Consider the following 20202-nt stretch of genomic DNA (forward strand, 5'->3'; position numbering starts at 1 on the left):
TGGTATAAAGCGCGCCGTTATGTTTAAGTCTTAATGAAGCTGTAATTTGAATAAAGTATAAATACTTTCTTCACTTACTGTTCCACTAAGCGTAAAATATGGCGGCCATTATACATGTTATAGATGGCAATTTAACTAAATACTAAATCACACACGTATCGACACATTCTTCGGGGTGCTCTTAGTGCGCTATTTTAGCAAGCAAGAGTCGAAGGTATGGGATTCGTGGAGGTCTAACCCCCAAAATTAAGGTATATAAAATGACTACTGTTTCAATGCGCGACATGCTTCAAGCTGGTGTTCACTTCGGTCACCAAACTCGTTACTGGAATCCTAAGATGAAGCCTTTCATCTTCGGTGCTCGTAATGGTGTTCACATCATCAACCTTGAGCACACTGTGCCAATGTTCAACGAAGCATTAGCGTTCATCAGCAACGTTGCTTCTAAAAAAGGTAAAATCCTTTTTGTTGGTACTAAGCGCGCTGCTGGCGAAGCTATCAAAGAAGCTGCAATTTCTTGTGACCAGTACTACGTTGATCACCGCTGGTTAGGCGGCATGTTGACTAACTGGAAAACTGTTCGTCAGTCAATCAAACGTCTTAAAGAGCTAGAAAGCCAGTCAGTTGACGGAACTTTCGACAAGCTTACTAAGAAAGAAGCGTTAATGCGTACTCGCGAGCTAGAGAAGTTAGAAAAATCTTTAGGCGGTATCAAAAACATGGGCGGCTTACCTGACGTATTATTCGTTATCGGTGCTGACCATGAGCATATTGCTATTAAAGAAGCTAACAACTTAGGTATCCCAGTTGTTGCTGTTGTTGATACTAACTCTGCTCCAGACGGCGTTAACTACATCGTTCCTGGTAACGATGATGCTATGCGTTCTATCCGTTTGTACACTTCTTCTGTTGCTGCAGCTGCTAACTCAGGCCGTGGTCAAGATTTAGCTGTTCAAGCTGAGCAAGACGGTTTCGTAGAAACTGTTTAATAAGGTGTGATGGTTTCCATCTCCCTTATTGACCAATAAGAAATTGGTGAGCAGGGGCCTTATGGGCCCCTGTTTTAAATGCAATATTAGACGAATTAAAATAGAGGATTTAACAATGGCAATTACTGCTGCCCAAGTTAAAGAACTTCGTGACCGCACTGGCGCTGGCATGATGGACTGTAAAAAAGCATTGACTGAAACTAACGGTGATATCGAGCTAGCTATCGATAACATGCGTAAAAGTGGTGCTGCTAAAGCTGCTAAAAAAGCAGGTAACATTGCTGCTGAAGGTACTATCCTTATTCAAAGTGGCGAAGGTTACACAGCTTTATTAGAAGTTAACTGTCAAACTGACTTCGTTGCTAAAGATGGCAACTTCTTAGCATTTGCTAACGAAGTACTTGCTGTTGCAGCTGCTTCTAAAGTAAGCATCGAAGAGCTTAAAGCACAATTCGAAGAAACTCGTGTTGCGCTTGTTGCAAAAATTGGTGAAAACATCAACGTTCGTCGCGTTGAGTACATCGATGGTGCTGACCAAGCTTCTTACCGTCACGGCGACCGTATCGGTGTTGTTGTAACTGGTGAAGCTGACGCTGAAACTCTTAAGCATATTGCTATGCATGTTGCTGCTTCTAAGCCTGAATTCGTTAACCCAACTGACGTACCTGCTGATGTTGTTGCTCGTGAGCAAGCGCTTCAAGTAGAAATCGCGATGAACGAAGGTAAGCCTCAAGAAATCGCTGAGAAGATGGTTATCGGTCGTATGAAGAAGTTTACTGGTGAGATCTCTCTTACTGGCCAAGCTTACATCATGGAACCAAAGAAAACTGTTGGCGACATCCTTAAAGAGAAAGGCGCTTCAGTAACTAACTTCATTCGTTTAGAAGTTGGTGAAGGTATCGAGAAGAAAGAAGAAGATTTCGCTGCAGAAGTTGCTGCGCAAATTGCTGCTACTAAAAAAGCGTAATTAAACATCTCTTCATACCCTAAAGCCGCAGCAACCGCTGCGGTTTTGTTATAATTAGGAAAAAATTATGAGCACCAATCCAAAACCTGCATTTAGACGCGTTCTTTTAAAGTTAAGCGGTGAAGCGTTAATGGGCGAAGAAGGCTTCGGTATTGACCCTAAAGTTCTTGACCGTATGGCTCAAGAAGTTAAAGAGTTAGTTGAACTTGGGATTCAAGTTGGGGTTGTAATTGGTGGTGGTAATCTATTCCGTGGTGAAGGCTTAGCACAAGCTGGTATGAATCGTGTTGTTGGTGACCATATGGGTATGCTTGCAACAGTGATGAATGGCTTAGCGATGCGCGATGCGCTGCACCGTGCCTATGTTAATGCTCGTTTAATGTCTGCTATCCCTTTAAAAGGTGTGTGTGACGACTACAACTGGGCTGAGGCAATTAGTTTATTAAAATCTGGCCGAGTGGTAATTTTTGCTGCTGGTACAGGTAACCCATTTTGTACCACTGATTCAGCTGCATGTTTACGCGGTATTGAAATTGAAGCTGAAGTGGTTCTGAAAGGGACAAAAGTTGATGGTGTTTACTCGGCTGATCCAATGAAGGATCCTGAAGCTGTTAAATATGACTCATTAACTTATGATGAAGTATTAGAAAATGAATTTAAGGTGATGGATTTAGCTGCCTTTACGCTAGCCCGTGACCATAACATGCCTATCTTAGTTTTCAACATGAATAAACCTGGTGCTTTACGTCGTGTTATCATGGGTGAAGAAGAAGGCACGCATATTAAAAACTAATTTAACCCTAAACGGTTAATTTGTTTAACGCCTGAAAATTTTCATTTGAACGACTATCGACATAGAAAAATCTATGTGCCATTCTCAGATAATCGTTCAAGTAATAAGTATTTGTGACCAAAAGGATATTTATCGTGATTGATACAATTAAAGAAGATGCTCAAGAACGCATGAGCAAGTGTGTTGAAGCTACTAAAAACCAAATGGCGAAAGTACGTACTGGTCGTGCTCATCCAAGCTTACTTGATTCAATTCAAGTGTCTTATTACGGCTCAATGACACCACTTAAGCAAGTTGCAAATATTGGTATCGAAGATTCACGTACCTTAAACGTAACTGTATTTGATGCTACTATGGTTCAAGCTGTTGAAAAGGCGATCATGAGTTCAGATTTAGGTCTAAACCCAATGACTGCGGGTAACGCTATGCGTATCCCATTACCAGCACTAACAGAAGAACGTCGCAAAGACTTCATCAAAGTGGTACGTGGTGAAGCTGAAAATGGTCGTGTTGCCGTTCGTAATGTTCGTCGTGATGCGATCAGCGAAGTTAAAAAGCTTGAAAAAGCAAAAGAGTGTACTGAAGATGATGTTCGTCGCAGTGAAGATGAAGTTCAGAAGTTCACTGATGCAAGTATCAAGAATATTGATGGAATTTTAGCTGCTAAAGAAAAAGAATTGATGGAAGTCTAATTCTCGACCTAGCAAAGCTAGAGTTAAAGCGCCGTGTAAGGTTATACTACACGGCGTTTGTCTATTTGAAAGGGTTGTAATAGATGTCATCCACTGTTGGATATGAGTCAGAAACAGAATCGAGTGCTGAACTAGAAACATCGGAAATTTTGCCTAGTCAACTTTCTGATGTTGTAAAGCAGTCGCTTCCTAAGCATGTCGCTATTATTATGGACGGTAATGGTCGCTGGGCTCAGTTACAAGGTAAACCAAGGGTGTTTGGCCATAAGGCTGGAGTTAAAACTGTACGTCGTGCTGTGAGCCTCGCGAGCCAGCTCGGTATCGAGTCATTAACTTTGTTCGCTTTTTCTAGCGAAAACTGGCGTAGACCAGATAAAGAAGTCAGTTTATTAATGGAGTTATTTTTCTCGGTTCTGCAAAGAGAAATAAAGCTACTGCACAACAATCAAGTTCGCTTAAATATCATTGGTGATATCAGTCGTTTTTCTGCGCGTTTACAAAAACAGATCCATAAAGCACAACAACAAACTGCAGATAATACTGGGCTGGTACTTAATGTTGCAGCTAACTATGGTGGCCGTTGGGATATTTTACAGGCGGCCCAAAAACTGGCTGACAAAGTGGCTCAAGGTGAGATTGAGTCAAGTGAGTTAACTGAAGAAGCATTAAATCAACAACTTTGTATGAACGAGCAAAATGAAGTTGATTTAATGATACGTACTGGCGGTGATTACCGCATCAGTAATTTTATTTTATGGCAGGCTGCATACGCTGAATTAGTCTTTACTGAGACTTTGTGGCCAGATTTCAATGAGCAAGCATTTAAAGATGCCCTTGCCATTTTTGCCAGCAGGCAACGTAGATTTGGTTTGACAGGGTGTCAAATTGAAGAAATACGTGCTATTTAAAAATATTTAAGAGGCTTTTGCTTTGTTAAAACAACGAATTATAACAGTTTTATGGTTACTTCCTTTAGTGATAGGTGCCATATTCTTTTTACCTGCTGAATACTTTGCTTGGGCACTAATCCCTGTCTTTATGATTGGTGCTAAAGAGTGGGGCAGTTTCATTGACCCACAATGTACTGCGACACAATGGACCTTCACTGCCACAGTGACAATTATTTTAGTGTCATTGAATATATTTGTTCCCGTTGAGGCTTTGTGGCTTAAAGGCCAAGTTCACCCCATCTTTTTAGCTATTATAACCATCGGTTTATTCTGGTGGATTATTAGCACATTACTGATTTTTACTTTTCCAAAGAGTAGTGTGACCTGGAAAAACAGCCCGATGTTAAAGTCGATGTTTGGTCAATTAACTTTAATCCCCTGTTTTGTATCGTTAATCACCCTTAAATCAATTAGCAGTAATATTGATCCATACTTTGGTGGCGCATTGGTATTCTTGGTGATGCTAATCGTGTGGGCTGCTGATACAGGTGCATACTTTGCTGGTCGCTCGATGGGTAAACATAAATTGATGCCTAATGTGAGTCCTAATAAAACCTTAGAAGGTTTAGGTGGTGGCTTGCTAGCAACGATGGCTGTTGTGATTGGTGTTATGTACTACTCACCAGAACAAGAGCTAGGTCTAGTGATTGCTGTAACCCTAATCACTGCTGTGGCTTCTGCATTTGGCGATCTTTCTGAAAGCATGTTCAAACGTGCAGCTAACATTAAAGATTCAGGTAAAATTTTACCTGGCCACGGTGGCGTCTTAGATAGAATGGACAGTCTTACGGCAGCATTACCCGTATTTACCTTTATTTACCTTGCGTTCTGGATTTAATTCGCCATGCAAAATATGGTCATTCTCGGAGCTACTGGCTCTATTGGTAGTAGCACTTTAAGTGTTATTAGTCATAACCCTGAGCAATATAATGTTTATGGATTAGTGGCTAATTCCAGTGTGGAAAAAATGCTAGCGCTTTGTATCGAGCATAAACCGCGTTATGCCCATATGGTCAACGCTGAAGCCGCTAAAGCGCTTAAAGCTATCATGCCAGCAGCGTTAACGACGGAAGTACTAACGGGTGAAGACGAACTAATTGATTTAGTGACATCATCCACTGTGGATACCGTTATGGCGGCAATTGTTGGCGCTGCAGGCTTAGTTTCAACTTTTGCTGCGGTGAAAGCAGGCAAAAGAGTCTTGTTAGCCAATAAAGAAGCGCTGGTGATGTCTGGTGAGCTATTTATGAATGCGACACGGGACAGTGGTGCAACCTTGCTTCCTGTTGATAGCGAACACAATGCAATTTTTCAATGTATGCCAACTGAAGTGCAATCAAATTTAGGTGATTGCGACCTTGCTGCATCGGGTATTTCTCATATTTTATTAACAGGCTCAGGTGGTCCTTTTTTAACAGCTGATATCGCCAGCTTAAATGCAATGACGCCAACACAAGCCTGTAATCACCCCAATTGGTCAATGGGGCCTAAAATTTCTGTAGATTCAGCAACGATGATGAATAAGGGGCTCGAATTTATCGAAGCTCGCTGGCTGTTTAATACTAATGCCGAGCAACTAAAGGTTGTTATTCATCCTCAAAGTGTCATCCATTCAATGGTACAGTATCTAGATGGCTCCGTTATTGCGCAAATGGGCAACCCAGATATGCGTACACCAATTGCGCATTGTATGTCTTTTCCTGAAAGAATTTACGCTGGGGTTGAACCTTTAGACTTTTTCAAACTCAGAGAATTAAGCTTCTGTGAACCTGATTACAGTCGTTTCCCATGTTTAGCGCTTGCGATGCAAGCTTGTGACAAAGGACAGGAAGCAACAACGGTTTTAAATGCTGCCAATGAAATTGCTGTGGATGCATTTTTAAAGCAACAAATTAAGTTTACCGATATTGCTAGAGTCAATGAGGTTTGTTTGGAAAAAACGCCGCAATCGTCATTAAGTACTATCGAAGATATTATGAATTTAGACGCTCAAGCTCGCGTTATCGCACGAGAAGCTATTAAAGCAATTAACTAGTTCGTAGGAGAACGATGTTCGATTTTTTATGGAACCTGGGGTCATTTATTGTCGCACTAGGTATTTTGATTACTGCACATGAATACGGACATTTTTGGGTAGCACGTCGTTGTGGTATCAAAGTTGAACGTTTTTCTATCGGGTTTGGTAAAGCCATTTGGCGCAAAGTTGGCAAAGATGGCACTGAATATGTTGTCGCAATGCTACCTTTAGGCGGCTACGTCAAAATGCTCGATGAGCGAGTTGAAGACGTTCCTGATGAGTTAAAAGATCAAGCTTTTAATCGTAAAACGGTTTGGCAACGTATCGCAGTGGTTTCAGCAGGACCAATTGCAAACTTCTTGTTTGCGATTGTTGCATTGTACTTAATGTACCTAATTGGTGTGCCTTCACTTAAACCAGTTATTGATACTACTCGAGACAATACTCCTGCTGCTCAAATAGAACTGCAAGAGCCGATGCAAATTGTGTCTGTTTCTGGTCAAAAAGTCAGAAACTGGGAAGAAGTTAATCTTGCGCTGGTAAGTCATATCGGTGGTAGTGAGCTCGATATTAGCCTAAAACCATTATCTTCCTCTAGCACAGATCAAACTCCGCTAAAAACGTATACGCTGGATATTCGCCAGTGGCAATTTGACCCAGATAAAGAATCACCTATTACAGCTATGGGCTTAGGAATTTACCGCCCTGGCATTGAACCTGTAATTGCTTTAGTAAGCAAAGGCAGTGCAGCCGAGATTGCTGGATTGGAGTTAGGTGATGAAATTATTAAGATAAATCGCCAACCATATCAAGATTGGAATGATTTTGTGGATGTGATACAAACATCTGCAGACAAAGACGTAGAGCTAATCGTTCTTCGCGATAACAAACAAAAAAGCATAGTTGTTACTCCGCAAGCGCAAACCAATGCAAATGGAGAAACAATTGGTGTAGTAGGTGTTAGTCCGACTCAAATTGATTGGCCTGAAAGTATGCGCTTCCAGCTTGAGTATGGCATAGTAGATTCCTTTGCTGCTGCGGCAGATAAAACATGGCAACTGGTGGTTGTCAGCTTTAAGATGATTGGAAAACTGTTTACCGGCGATGTGTCGGTGAAAAACTTGAGCGGTCCGATTTCTATAGCCCAAGGCGCTGGTACCAGTGCTGACTATGGATTGGTGTATTTTCTCGGGTTTATCGCACTCATCAGTGTGAACTTAGGCATAATTAATTTATTGCCTTTGCCAGTACTCGATGGGGGACACTTGCTGTATTACTTTATCGAAGTGATTACGGGTAAGCCTGTGCCAGAGAAGGTACAGGATATAGGATTCAGGTTTGGTGCAGCTATGCTGCTGTTGTTAATGAGTATTGCACTCTTTAACGATTTTTCCAGACTCTGAGCAGGGAACACAAATAATTAGAAGTGCTCTATGAGATTGAATAAACTTTTTGCCTCGATGATTTTAGTCGGCGCGTCATTTTCAGGCAATGGTGTGGCTGAACCTTTCCAACCATTTGAAGTGACCGACATCCAGATTGATGGTTTACAACGAGTTGCACTTGGTGCTGCCTTGTTAAGTCTCCCCGTCAAAGTGGGTGATACTGTTGACCAAGTGAAATTACAACAAGCGATAAAAAGCTTATATGCCTCAACTAACTTTGAAACAATCAGTGTAGCCCATGAAGGTGGTGTATTGATTGTCAATGTTAAAGAGCGTGCAACAATCAGTGCCGTTACCTTTGAAGGTAACAAAGATATTAAAGATGAGCAGCTCCAAGAAAGTTTGGATGGCTCAGGCATTAAAATCGGTGAGTCACTTGATAGAACCATGCTGTCTGGTATTGAAAAAGGCCTGCAAGATTTCTATTACGGTGTAGGTAAATACGGAGCGAAAGTTGAAGCGGAAGTGATCAACTTACCTCGTAACCGTGTTGAGCTTAAATTCAACTTTACCGAAGGCTTAGCGGCTGAAATTCGCCAAATTAACGTAGTAGGTAATACGGTTTTTTCTGATGCAGAACTTATCGGCTTACTTGAACTAAAAGACTATGTTGCATGGTGGGATTTATTCGGTGAACGCCGATACCAAAAGCAAAAGTTGCAAGCTGATTTAGAGACAGTCAAAACCTATTACCACAATCAGGGTTATATCCGATTTGAAGTCACCTCGACTCAAGTTGCGATGACGCCTGATAGAAAAGGCTTATATATCACCATCAACGTTGATGAAGGTGAGAAATATAAAGTGTCTGAAGTTAACCTGACTGGCGAACTAATGGGCCGTGAAAAGTTAATGAAAGCCATTTTGCCAATCAAAGAAGGCGACATGTATAACGGCGGTGATGTGACATTCACCGAAGAAATGTACAGCAAGTATCTAGGTCGCTTTGGTTACGCATATCCTGAAGTCAAAACGTTCCCTGAAATTAATGACGAAACCAAGGAAGTTGCATTAAATATTAATGTAAATCCTGGTAAGCGTGTTTATGTACGCTCAATTAACTTTAGTGGCAATGCTGTGACTAAAGATGAAGTTATGCGTCGTGAATTACGTCAAATGGAAGGTGCATGGTTGAACTCAGCGCAAGTTGAGCAATCAAAAGCACGTTTAAACCGTTTAGGTTACTTCGAGACTGTTGATACTGAAACGGTGCAAGTACCGGGTAGTGACGATCTTGTAGACGTAGCCTTTAACGTTAAAGAGCAGCCTTCTGGTTCATTTAATGCTGGTGTGGGTTATGGTACCGAATCAGGTTTAAGCCTTCAGTTTGGTGTCCAGCAAAGTAACTTCTTAGGTACCGGTAACCAAGCGGGTGTTAGCTTAAATACCAATAAATACTCAAAGAACGTTAACTTCTCGTACACAGACCCTTACTTTACCAAAGATGGTGTGAGCTTAGGTGGCAGTATTTACTGGAATGAATTTGATGCGAACGAGGCTAACCTTGAGCGTTATAAAAACAAATCATACGGTATAGCGTTAAATTCTGGCTTCCCGATCAACGAATATAACCGTTTAAACGGTGGTATTGGTTACCGTCATAACTCGATTTCTGAGATTTCGGCTTATGAGCAAGCTTTACGTTTTTATAATGTATATCGTGAATCTGACGATCCTAATGCGGATTTAAGCTTCGATAACTTTGAGCTTAACGGTGGTTGGTCTCGCAGCACATTAAACCGTGGTACGTTCCCAACTGATGGTTCATCGCAGCGTTTCAGTGCTAAAGCGACGATTCCTGGTTCAGATTTACAGTACTTTAAAACCGATTTAGATACTAATTTCTACTTACCTTTAACTCGTAACCATGGCTTCGTGTTATTAACACGTGCTCGTTTAGGTTATGCGAATGGTTATGGTCAGTTTAACGACAATGACCAAATTCTTCCTTTCTGGGAGAACTACTATTCAGGTGGTAGCAGTTCATTACGTGGCTTTAAGTCTAACTCTGTTGGCCCACGTTCGTTCTATCTATACCGTGGTAGTGAACCATGTGCGCCGGATCCTTCTGGTGACAGCTGTTCTTTACCAGGTGAGCCTAATCAAATTCAAGTAAGTTCAGGCCGTTCGATTGGTGGTAACGCTATCGCAACAGCGAGTATGGAAATGATTGTTCCTACTCCATTCTTGGATGAGGCTTATTCTAATTCAGTACGTACTAGCTTCTTCGTTGATGCTGGTAACGTATGGGATACCGAGTTTGATTATGACTCGTATAGATATCTTCCAGCCGATGAGTTTGATAAATTGGAAGATTATAGTGACCCAAGCCGAATCCGTGCCTCTTGGGGTATGAGTGTTCAATGGTTATCACCGATGGGACCTATGGTGTTTAGCTTGGCTTGGCCGATTAAAGAATACGAAGATGATGAAACAGAGATCTTTTCGTTCAATATTGGCAAAACGTTCTAAAACAAATAAACTCGGCAAGTTTTGCTGATAATAACAAGGAGTCTATTTTGAAAAAGATGGTAAATCGCGCGTTAGTAACAATGGCATTTTTAAGTGCACCTATGATGGCACATGCTGAAAAAATTGCTGTGGTTGACATGGGCGAAGTATTTGAGCAACTGCCACAACGTGAACAAATTTCACAATCTCTAAAAACTGAGTTTGGTGATCGAGTTGCTGACGTACAAAAAATGCAAGAAGAAATGCGTACTATGGTTGAGAAGCAGCAACGTGATGGTGCGTTGATGAGCGAAAGCCAAAAAACAGATCTTGTACGTAAAATGGAATCACTAAAATCTGATTTCCAACTAAAAGGCAAAGCACTTGATGAAGACATGCGTCGTCGTCAAGGTGAAGAGCAAAACAAGCTTTTAGTTAAAGTACAAGAAGCCATCAACACTATCGCTGAAAAAGAGTCTTACGACATCGTTCTTCAACGTGGTGCCGTTATCTTCGTTAAGCCTGATGCAGACATCAGCAACAAAGTTGTTCAAGCGTTAAGTAAAGGCAACTAATGAAAACTGTGACTTTAAAAGAGCTTGGTCAGCTGTTGGGCGCATTAGTTAAAGGTGATGAAACATTGGAAATTACCAGTGTAGCTACTTTAGAGGATGCGACCCAAGATCAACTTTCTTTTTTAGCCAATAGTAAGTACCGTGCACAGCTTGAGAGCTCTCAAGCTGGTGCGGTGTTATTGAGTGAAAAAGATGCTGAAGATTACCAAGGTAATGCTTTAGTTTTGAAAGATCCCTATGTCGGCTTTGCCCGAATTGCACAACTTCTCGATACCACTCCTAAAGTAACTTCAGGTATTCATCCTTCAGCACAAATTGACCCTACTGCACAGTTAGGTGAGAACGTCGCTATTGCTGCTAATGCAGTCGTCGGTGCGAATGTCATTCTTGGTAATGATGTGCAAATTGGAGCAGGTTCAGTTGTTGGTGAAAAATCTATTATAGGTTCAGGAACATGCTTAAAAGCTAATGTGACTGTGTACCATAATGTGATTGTTGGGCAAGATTGTATATTCCACTCTGCCTGTGTTATTGGTTCTGATGGTTTTGGTTATGCCAATGAAAAAGGCAATTGGATCAAAATACCTCAAACCGGTGGCGTTATAATTGGCGACAATGTAGAGATTGGTGCTGGAACGACTGTCGATTGTGGTGCACTTTCACCGACAGAGATTCACGACGGTGTGATTATCGACAATCAAGTACAAATAGCGCATAACTGTGTTATTGGTCAAAATACTGCGATTGCAGGTGCTTCATTTATTGCAGGCAGCACGACAATTGGTAAGTATTGTATTTTAGGTGGCGGCTGTGGTGTTGCTGGCCATTTAAAAATCATTGATGGCACTCATGTATCTGGTAGTACCAATATAACCAGCGAAATACGTAAACCAGGTCTGTATTCATCTGCTACAATTGCAATGGATAACAAGACGTGGCGAAGAAATACTGTTCGTTTCCGTCATTTAGACGAATTATTTAATCGTGTTAAAACGATTGAAAAGAAAATCAAAGATTAGAAGTCATGGCTCATTTGTAGCCATTGCGAGGACTTAAGCGTGTCAAACGAATTAAATACAATGGATATTGAAGAAATCCTTCAGTATCTTCCTCATAGATATCCATTTTTGTTAGTTGACCGTGTATTAGATTATACCGTTGGTGAATCTTTACATGCGATTAAAAACGTGACGTTTAATGAACCATTTTTCCAAGGTCATTTCCCTGTAAAACCTGTTATGCCTGGTGTGTTAATTATCGAAGCCATGGCACAAGCTACAGGTTTATTAGCATTTAAGACCATGAGCCCAGAGCCTTCACCAGATGTATTATATTTACTTGCTGGTGTTGATAAGGCGCGTTTTAAACGTGTTGTTTCTCCAGGTGACCAAGTTCATTTCCATGTCAAAATGATTAAAGAACGCCGAGGGATTGGTGTATTTGAAGGACAAGCATTCGTCGATGGCGAATTAGCGTGTTCTGCCGAAATTATGTGTGCACGTAGAGAGATCAACAAGTGATTGATAAGTTAGCATTCGTACATCCTGACGCAAAAATCGGCAACAATGTCACTATCGGCCCTTGGAGTTATATTGGCGCTGATGTAGAAATTGGTGACGATACATGGGTTAGTTCTCATGTGGTTATCAAAGGCCCAAGCGTCATTGGTAAAGGTAACCGATTCTTCCAGTTCTCTTCTATCGGTGAAGAGTGCCAAGATAAAAAATATGCAGGTGAACCAACCACATTGATCATGGGTGATAACAATATTATCCGTGAAAACGTGACCATTCACCGTGGCACTATTCAAGATAATAGTGAAACACGCATTGGTTCAAATAACTTATTGATGGCTTATGTTCACATCGCTCACGATTGTGTTCTAGGTGATAACATCATCATGGCAAATAATGCATCTATTGCTGGTCACGTACATGTGGGTGACTGGGCTATTTTAGGTGGCATGACAGGTGTTCATCAGTTTGTGCATATTGGTGCTCACGCCTTTACTGCTGGCTCGTCAACTATTTTCCAAGACGTGCCTCCATTTGTTATGGCTGCGGGCAGTCCTGCAATTCCTCGTGGATTAAATGCTGAAGGCTTAAAACGCCGTGGCTTCACCAAAGAAACACAACATGCGATTCGTCGCACTTATAAGTCGCTTTACCGTAAAAACTTAACCATCGAGGAAGCTTTAGCTGAAATTTCAGAAGATGCTGAATCAGATGAATACGTTAAAGGTATGGTTGAATTTATTAATGGCTCATCCCGTGGGATCATTCGATAGAATAAACAATGACAAATAATACCCCTCGTATATTTGCAATGGTCGCCGGAGAACTCTCCGGCGATATTTTAGGTGCGGGATTAATCAAATCCTTGCAAAAGCAATACCCAGATGCCCGATTTATTGGTATCGGCGGTCCGCAAATGGAAGCGCTTGGCTTTGAGAGTTTCTTTTCATACGAAGAGCTAGCGGTGATGGGGATTGTTGAGGTGCTAGGACGACTACCTAGATTGCTCAAGGTTAGAGCGACGCTGATTGAAAAAATTTGCCAAGCAAAACCTGATTGCTTTATAGGTATCGATGCGCCAGATTTTAATATCGGTCTTGAGTTAAAGCTTAAAAACAAAGGTGTTAAAACCGTCCATTATGTCAGTCCATCTGTGTGGGCTTGGCGTCCAAAGCGTATCTTCAAAATAGCAAAAGCCACCAATATGGTTTTATCGCTGCTGCCTTTTGAAAAAGCTTTTTACGATAAATATCAAGTTCCTTGCACCTTTGTTGGCCATACACTGGCTGATGACATACCAATGGAAAGCGATAAATTAGCAGCTCGAGAATTACTGGGGTTAGATCCTCATGCTGAATATTTAGCAGTATTACCGGGTTCTCGCGGAAGTGAGCTTAAGCAACTTGCTGAGCCATTCATTAAAGCGATTGTGATTGTTAAACAAAAATATCCTGATATTAAGTTTGTCACTCCATTAGTGAACGAAGCGCGCAGAGCACAGTTTGTTGCAGCCCTTAAAGAGTTCGCCCCAGATTTAGAAATTGAATTGATTGAAGGTCAATCTCGCGAAGTGATGGCAGCATCAGACGCCATACTTTTAGCCTCAGGTACTGCTGCTTTAGAAGCAATGTTAGTTAAACGTCCGACAGTCATGTCATATAGAGTGAACGGGCTGACATACAGTATCGCTAAAAGATTAATGAGCCTTGAACACTATTCGTTACCTAACTTATTAGCTGATCGCGCATTAATTCCTGAAATTGTGCAAGACGAGTGTAATGAGCACAATATTGCAGCTGCCGTAATCGAACAATTGAACATTGATTTTGCACCTTTGAAAGCTGAGTTTGAAAAGATGCATCTTACTCTTCGTTGTAATGCCAGTGACCGCGCAGCAGATGCAGTAATTAAAGTGATCAACGAGCAATAACGAATCACTCCCCCAAATGAACCACCCATCACAAGAGAATGTGTAATGAGCCGAATTCCTGCGGTAATTAAAGGTATCACGCCTGAACAAGTAGAATATATTAGCCGCGGTGTAGTTGCAGGTGTCGACGAAGTCGGTCGCGGCCCATTAGTGGGTGACGTTGTGACGGCAGCAGTCATATTAGATCCCAACAATCCTATCACTGGTTTAAACGATTCTAAAAAGCTTACCGAGAAGCGCCGTGAAGCTTTGTATATTGAAATTATCGATAAAGCCTTAGCTATCAGCGTTGGCCGAGCGTCTCCGGTTGAAATTGATCAAATTAATATTCTTCATGCGACAATGCTAGCAATGCAGCGGGCGGTGAGTGGATTATCTATGCAACCTGAGCGGGTATTAGTTGATGGGAACCGCTCACCTGATTTTGGCATTCAAAGTCATGCGATTATCAAAGGTGATGGCTTAGTTGCTGCAATCAGTGCTGCCTCAATTATTGCTAAAGTGACTCGTGACAGAGAAATGGCAGAACTTGATGCTCGATACCCACAATATGGTTTTGCGAATCATAAAGGCTATCCAACAAAAGCGCATTTTGAAGCGTTAGAAGCTCACGGTGTTTTAGATGAACATCGTAAAAGCTTTAAACCTGTTCTTGAGCGGTTAAATAAACCTTAATAGACAATTTCATCTCAGACCATCATAAAACGTTACCTTATTGATTACAGTATTGATTACAGTTAGATAAGGTAACGAATTTTATGTTATGCATCTAAATTCAAAATTATCTATAACACTGTGAAATTCATTATTCACTATTATAAATTAGCTTAGTTTGCTAATCTGGTCAGCGGTTTTTTCCTTTTAATCAAGCATTCCAAAGATATCATATTCTATGTCCGATCCTCGTTTCGTCCACCTTCGTGTTCACAGTGATTTTTCCATGTCAGATGGCGTGGCAAAAGTTAAGCCTATCCTAGCGAAAGCTGCTGAACTTGGAATGGGTGCATTAGCCATAACTGACCAAAATAACTTTTGCGGCCTAGTAAAATACTATGGCGGAGCTCATGGGGCTGGAATAAAGCCAATCGTTGGCGCAGATTTTTGGATGAAAGTGCCAGGGTTTGATGACGATTTTTGTGCTGTCACCATTATTGCGATGAATAATGATGGTTATCAGAGTTTGACCCAGTTAATCAGTGAAGCGTATTTACGTGGACAAATTAACGGCAGAGTCGTGATTGACCAAGAGTGGTTAGTTAAATTCAATAAAGGTATTTTATTGATCTCTGGAGCAAAAGAGGGTGATGTTGGTAAAGCGTTATTAAAAGACAATAAGACTCAAGTTGATGAATTGGTTGAGTTCTATAAGACTCATTTTGAAGACCGATATTTTCTAGAGTTATTGCGAACGGGTCGTCCTGACGAAGAGCGCTATTTGCATATGGCGGTGCAGCTTGCTTCAGAAAAAGACTTACCTGTAGTTGCCACAAACCAAGTGGTATTTTTAAAAGCCGATGATTTTGAGTCTCATGAAATTCGCGTGGCGATCCATGATGGTTTTACCTTGGCAGATCCTCGTCGACCTAAGAAATACAGTGAGCAACAATACCTGCGTACAGAAGACGAAATGTGCGAGTTATTTGCTGATATTCCTTCTGCACTTTCTAATTCAGTTGAAATAGCCAAACGCTGTAATGTCACCATTCGTTTAAATGAATACTTTTTGCCTAATTTCCCTACAGGTGACTTATCAATTGAAGACTTTCTGGTTGATATTTCAGAAAAAGGCTTAGAAGAAAGATTAGAGTTCTTATTTCCAGATGAAAAAGAACGCTTAGAAAAACGCCCAGAATATGATGAACGCCTTGATATTGAACTTAAAGTTATTAACCAAATGGGATTCCCTGGTTACTTCTTGATCGTAATGGAGTTCATTCAATGGGGTAAAGATAACGATATCCCAGTTGGTCCTGGTCGTGGTTCTGGTGCGGGGTCTCTCGTGGCTTATGCACTAAAAATTACCGACTTAGACCCGTTAGAGTATGATTTATTATTCGAACGTTTCTTGAACCCAGAACGTGTATCGATGCCCGATTTCGATGTCGATTTCTGTATGGATCGCCGTGATGAAGTAATTGATCACGTTGCTGAATTATATGGACGAGATGCGGTATCGCAAATTATTACTTTCGGTACCATGGCTGCAAAAGCTGTTGTGCGCGACGTTGGGCGTGCTTTAGGCCATCCTTATGGTTTTGTTGAACGTCTGACTAAAATGATCCCAGCAGAGCCTGGGATGACGCTGACGAAAGCGTTTGAAGTGGAACCTTCATTACCTGAAGCTTACAGTGCTGATGAAGACGTTCGCGAATTGATTGATATGTGTAGGCGCTTAGAAGGCGTGACACGTAACGCGGGTAAGCATGCCGGTGGGGTTGTGATATCACCGACCGTAATCACCGATTTCTCACCACTGTACTGCGATGCTGAAGGCTTAAACCCAGTTACCCAGTTTGATAAGAATGATGTTGAAACCGCGGGCCTAGTAAAATTCGATTTCTTGGGATTAAGAACCTTAACCATTATTGATTGGGCACTGCAAATGATTAACCCTCGCTTAGAAAAAGCAGGGGAAGAGCCGGTTAGGATTGAATCAATTAGTTTAACCGATCCTAAATCATTCAGATTGCTACAGCGTTACGAAACCACAGCGGTATTCCAATTAGAATCCCGTGGTATGAAAGATTTGATTAAACGTCTTCAGCCCGATTGTTTCGAGGATATGATTGCATTAGTGGCACTTTTCCGTCCTGGCCCACTGCAGTCAGGCATGGTAGATAACTTCATTGAACGTAAGCATGGCCGTGAAGAAGTTTCGTACCCCGATGCTGAATATCAACATGAATCTTTAAAAGAGCTGCTAGAGCCTACTTACGGGATTATTTTGTACCAAGAGCAAGTCATGCAAATTGCGCAGGTACTTGCGGGCTACACCTTAGGTGGCGCAGATATGCTCCGCCGTGCAATGGGTAAGAAAAAGCCTGAAGAAATGGCTAAACAGCGTGGCACTTTCGAAGAAGGTGCGATAAAAAATGGCGTTGATGGCCCCTTATCGATGAAAATTTTCGATTTGGTGGAAAAATTCGCAGGTTATGGTTTCAACAAATCTCACTCAGCTGCTTATGCTTTAGTTTCTTATCAAACGCTATGGTTAAAAACTCATTATCCAGCTGAGTTTATGGCTGCAGTAATGTCTGCGGACATGGATAACACTGATAAAATTGTTATTTTGGTGGATGAATGTGAACGTATGGGCTTGCCGATTATCCCGCCAGATGTGAACAAGGGCTTGTTCAAATTCACCGTCGATGACGACTTAAACATCGTATACGGAATCGGCGCGATTAAAGGTGTGGGTGATGGCCCTGTTGAATCGATTTTAAATGCGCGTAAAGATGGGCCGTTTACCGACTTATTCGATTTTTGTGCTCGAATCGATTTGAAAAAGCTCAATAAGCGTGTCATTGAAAAGCTCATTTGTGCTGGTGCATTGGATAACTTAGGGCCGCACCGAGCAGCCATGATAGCGACACTTCCTGAGGCTATTTTAGCCGCAGCGCAACATGCTAAAGCTGAAGCGACTGGTCAAAATGATATGTTTGGCCTGCTTAATTCTGAGCCTGAAGATAACAAACAAAGCTTTGTTGAATGTGCCACTTGGCCAGATAAAGTATGGCTTGAAGGTGAGCGCGATACCTTAGGGTTATACCTGACTGGTCACCCAATCAACCAGTACCTTAAAGAGTTAAAGCAATATACTTCAGGTCGCCTTAAAGATGTGCATCCAACTGATCGCGGTAAAACCATGAAAGCGGCAGGTTTAGTGATTGCTACTCGCGTGATGATCACTAAGCGTGGCTCTAAAATGGGTCTAGTGACTTTAGATGATAAAAGTGCCCGTTTAGAAGTGATGTTATTTACTGAAGCGTTTGAGAAGTTTAATCATTTACTAGAGAAAGACCGTATTTTGATTTGTGAAGGTGAAGTCAGCTTTGATGACTTTGCTGGCGGCAACCGTATGACGGCGCGTAATATTATCGAAATTGGTGAAGCGCGCAGCCACTTTGCTAATGCGGTAGAAATTAACGTGACGGCTGATGATATTAATCAAGTTTGGCTTGAACAGTTTGAAGCAGCATTAACACCATGGAAAAATGGCAGTGTGCCTGTGGTAATTAATTATCAGCAACAAGAAGCAGCAGGGCAGTTAAACTTGGGTGATGAATGGCGAGTTAACCCGACAGATGAGTTGATGCTGGCGATTGAAAGCTTAGTTGGCTCTAAAAACGTTAAGATTGTTTTTTAGTTATAAGTGACTAAGTTGATTTTAATACAAGCACTATTAGCACTCATTGGTTTTGCTTCTATTAACTCAACTAATTCAACCAGTTTCATTAATCCAAGTAGGGATGCAAATGATGACAGTCAGTGAAATAAGTCAGGCGATCGAGCGCTATACCTTAGCACTGCTTTCATCGAATTCACCTGCCTTTTCAGGTAATCAGCAACCTAAGTTAGTATTAGCTTACAGTGGCGGGGTTGATTCAGAGTGTCTTGCTTATGGCCTAAGCCTATTTGCTCAGCAGCACCCGCATATTCCATGTCTATTAGTCCATGTTCATCATGGATTGAGCGATAACGCTGACACTTGGGTTGAGCATTGTTTAACTCAAGCAAAAAAATACCAGCTGCCGATTCAAATCGAGCGAGTTAACCTCACAAAAGCGCCGCGCAAAAGCCTAGAAGCGATAGCGAGAGATGCCCGTTATAACGTATTCAAAAAATACCTCAATCAAGGTGACATCTTATTAACGGCTCACCATCAAGATGACCAACTCGAAACAGTATTGTTAGCCCTTAAGCGTGGACAGGGCCCTAAAGGTTTGGCTGCGATGGGCGCTATTCAACCCTTTAATCAAGATAGTTGGATTGTTAGGCCGCTGCTAGATGTGTCTAGAAGCCAAATCGAATCTTTTGCCGCTTCAGTTGAGCTAAAGCATATTGAAGATGAGAGTAATCAAGACGAGCAATTTGATCGTAATTTTTTACGCCAAGATATCATTCCTCGATTAAAACAGCGCTGGCCCAGTATTGCAGTAACGGCTTCAAGAAGTGCCAACCTATGTGCGCAGCAACAACAAGTGATTGAGCAAGAAGTGAATAATCGCTTACCTGACTTCATTGACTCTTCGGTAACGGGGCCATTCCCAGCATTTAAATTGCTAGATTTAAGAGAGCAATCTTATCAGTGGCAGGGATTACTGCTTAGGGGCTTTATTCAAAGCCAAGGCTTTAATTTGCCTTCTCAGTCTCAGCTTGAACAAATACTTGAGCAAATACTTAACGCCGCAGATGATGCCAAAGTGAATGTTCACTGCGGTGACTATTCAATTAGACGTTTTGCTGGCAATGCCTACATTGTTGCTGTGATTGATGAGTTAAGTGTGAAGCTTGATCAAACCAATATCATCAACACACTTTCTGGTTTTATCTCAGCAGAAGCGCCACAAGTCGAAAGCAGCTTAACGATTAATGAATATCAGATTGGTATGGCCGATGCAGGTATACGTTTAAGAATGCCAAGACTTGAAACTGTCTCGATTGTTTATGGGGCAAAAGGAAGCACTCGCTGTCAGCCTCACTTTAGGGACAAAGGACGTGCGCTTAAAAAGATATGGCAAGAACTTGCCGTGCCTCCATGGCAGAGAAATCAAATCCCGCTGGTGTTCTATAATGACAATCTTGTTGCCGCAATAGGGCTATGGGTCGACAAACGATTTTTAGCTCAACAACAAGAGCTCGGTTTTAAGCTATAACAA

The 20202-nt window shown here is 41.6% G+C and carries 17 protein-coding genes; all 17 read left to right on the forward strand.

Annotated features, from left to right (window positions below; all coding sequences use genetic code 11):
* Positions 1-260: 260 nt before the first annotated feature.
* The 17 genes from rpsB (at position 261) to tilS (ending at position 20199) form a co-directional block, all read left to right on the forward strand.
* Positions 261-989, forward strand: coding sequence for a 30S ribosomal protein S2 (rpsB, locus tag AC0L4E_RS05735; protein ID WP_220753853.1), 729 nt, complete (start codon positions 261-263; stop codon positions 987-989).
* 115 nt (positions 990-1104) lie between these two features.
* Complete coding sequence (tsf, locus tag AC0L4E_RS05740) at positions 1105-1956, forward strand: translation elongation factor Ts (protein WP_473678379.1); 852 nt, start codon at positions 1105-1107, stop codon at positions 1954-1956.
* 67 nt (positions 1957-2023) lie between these two features.
* Positions 2024-2749: a UMP kinase gene (gene pyrH, locus AC0L4E_RS05745; RefSeq protein ID WP_285164802.1), complete on the forward strand. Its 726-nt coding sequence runs from the start codon at positions 2024-2026 to the stop codon at positions 2747-2749.
* A 134-nt stretch (positions 2750-2883) separates the two neighbouring features.
* The gene (frr, locus tag AC0L4E_RS05750; protein ID WP_220753856.1) at positions 2884-3441 is read left to right on the forward strand and encodes a ribosome recycling factor; all 558 of its coding nucleotides are present in this window, start codon (positions 2884-2886) and stop codon (positions 3439-3441) included.
* 83 nt (positions 3442-3524) lie between these two features.
* Complete coding sequence (gene uppS / locus AC0L4E_RS05755) at positions 3525-4349, forward strand: polyprenyl diphosphate synthase (protein WP_473678380.1); 825 nt, start codon at positions 3525-3527, stop codon at positions 4347-4349.
* 22 nt (positions 4350-4371) lie between these two features.
* Positions 4372-5229: a phosphatidate cytidylyltransferase gene (locus tag AC0L4E_RS05760; protein WP_473678381.1), complete on the forward strand. Its 858-nt coding sequence runs from the start codon at positions 4372-4374 to the stop codon at positions 5227-5229.
* A gap of 6 nt (positions 5230-5235) precedes the next feature.
* Positions 5236-6426, forward strand: a complete 1191-nt coding sequence (gene ispC, locus AC0L4E_RS05765; protein ID WP_473678382.1) for a 1-deoxy-D-xylulose-5-phosphate reductoisomerase — start codon at positions 5236-5238, stop codon at positions 6424-6426.
* Positions 6427-6440: 14 nt separating this feature from the next.
* On the forward strand, positions 6441-7811 hold the full coding sequence (gene rseP, locus AC0L4E_RS05770) for a sigma E protease regulator RseP (protein ID WP_473678383.1): 1371 nt from the start codon (positions 6441-6443) through the stop codon (positions 7809-7811).
* A 30-nt stretch (positions 7812-7841) separates the two neighbouring features.
* Positions 7842-10325 (forward strand): outer membrane protein assembly factor BamA, encoded by a 2484-nt coding sequence (gene bamA / locus AC0L4E_RS05775; protein ID WP_473678384.1) that lies wholly within the window; start codon positions 7842-7844, stop codon positions 10323-10325.
* Between the two features lie 56 nt (positions 10326-10381).
* Positions 10382-10879: an OmpH/Skp family outer membrane protein gene (locus AC0L4E_RS05780; protein ID WP_220753876.1), complete on the forward strand. Its 498-nt coding sequence runs from the start codon at positions 10382-10384 to the stop codon at positions 10877-10879.
* Positions 10879-11898 carry a UDP-3-O-(3-hydroxymyristoyl)glucosamine N-acyltransferase gene (lpxD, locus tag AC0L4E_RS05785; RefSeq protein WP_473678385.1) on the forward strand — a complete coding sequence of 340 codons (1020 nt, stop codon included), beginning with the start codon at positions 10879-10881 and terminating at the stop codon, positions 11896-11898. The genes AC0L4E_RS05780 and lpxD overlap by 1 nt, the downstream gene beginning before the upstream one ends.
* A 39-nt stretch (positions 11899-11937) precedes the next feature.
* A complete protein-coding gene (fabZ, locus tag AC0L4E_RS05790; protein WP_153916409.1) occupies positions 11938-12399 on the forward strand; it encodes a 3-hydroxyacyl-ACP dehydratase FabZ in 462 nt (153 codons plus the stop codon).
* Positions 12396-13166: an acyl-ACP--UDP-N-acetylglucosamine O-acyltransferase gene (gene lpxA, locus AC0L4E_RS05795; protein WP_473678386.1), complete on the forward strand. Its 771-nt coding sequence runs from the start codon at positions 12396-12398 to the stop codon at positions 13164-13166. The genes fabZ and lpxA overlap by 4 nt, the downstream gene beginning before the upstream one ends.
* Positions 13167-13174: 8 nt before the next feature.
* Positions 13175-14323 (forward strand): lipid-A-disaccharide synthase, encoded by a 1149-nt coding sequence (gene lpxB / locus AC0L4E_RS05800; protein WP_473678387.1) that lies wholly within the window; start codon positions 13175-13177, stop codon positions 14321-14323.
* 45 nt (positions 14324-14368) lie between these two features.
* Complete coding sequence (rnhB, locus tag AC0L4E_RS05805) at positions 14369-14998, forward strand: ribonuclease HII (RefSeq protein WP_473678388.1); 630 nt, start codon at positions 14369-14371, stop codon at positions 14996-14998.
* Positions 14999-15215: 217 nt separating this feature from the next.
* Positions 15216-18689, forward strand: a complete 3474-nt coding sequence (gene dnaE / locus AC0L4E_RS05810; RefSeq protein ID WP_473678389.1) for a DNA polymerase III subunit alpha — start codon at positions 15216-15218, stop codon at positions 18687-18689.
* 109 nt (positions 18690-18798) lie between these two features.
* On the forward strand, positions 18799-20199 hold the full coding sequence (gene tilS, locus AC0L4E_RS05815) for a tRNA lysidine(34) synthetase TilS (RefSeq protein ID WP_473678390.1): 1401 nt from the start codon (positions 18799-18801) through the stop codon (positions 20197-20199).
* Positions 20200-20202: the final 3 nt, after the last annotated feature.

The organism is Shewanella sp. GJ50-10 (assembly GCF_055808815.1).

Coding starts and splice junctions, on each gene's coding strand:
- pyrH (WP_285164802.1), top strand. CDS start 2,024: ATGAGCACCAATCCAAAACCTGCATTTAGACGCGTTCTTTTAAAGTTA.
- lpxD (WP_473678385.1), top strand. CDS start 10,879: ATGAAAACTGTGACTTTAAAAGAGCTTGGTCAGCTGTTGGGCGCATTA.
- dnaE (WP_473678389.1), top strand. CDS start 15,216: ATGTCCGATCCTCGTTTCGTCCACCTTCGTGTTCACAGTGATTTTTCC.
- lpxB (WP_473678387.1), top strand. CDS start 13,175: ATGACAAATAATACCCCTCGTATATTTGCAATGGTCGCCGGAGAACTC.
- uppS (WP_473678380.1), top strand. CDS start 3,525: ATGTCATCCACTGTTGGATATGAGTCAGAAACAGAATCGAGTGCTGAA.
- tsf (WP_473678379.1), top strand. CDS start 1,105: ATGGCAATTACTGCTGCCCAAGTTAAAGAACTTCGTGACCGCACTGGC.
- rseP (WP_473678383.1), top strand. CDS start 6,441: ATGTTCGATTTTTTATGGAACCTGGGGTCATTTATTGTCGCACTAGGT.
- bamA (WP_473678384.1), top strand. CDS start 7,842: ATGAGATTGAATAAACTTTTTGCCTCGATGATTTTAGTCGGCGCGTCA.
- AC0L4E_RS05780 (WP_220753876.1), top strand. CDS start 10,382: ATGGTAAATCGCGCGTTAGTAACAATGGCATTTTTAAGTGCACCTATG.
- rpsB (WP_220753853.1), top strand. CDS start 261: ATGACTACTGTTTCAATGCGCGACATGCTTCAAGCTGGTGTTCACTTC.
- ispC (WP_473678382.1), top strand. CDS start 5,236: ATGCAAAATATGGTCATTCTCGGAGCTACTGGCTCTATTGGTAGTAGC.
- rnhB (WP_473678388.1), top strand. CDS start 14,369: ATGAGCCGAATTCCTGCGGTAATTAAAGGTATCACGCCTGAACAAGTA.
- tilS (WP_473678390.1), top strand. CDS start 18,799: ATGATGACAGTCAGTGAAATAAGTCAGGCGATCGAGCGCTATACCTTA.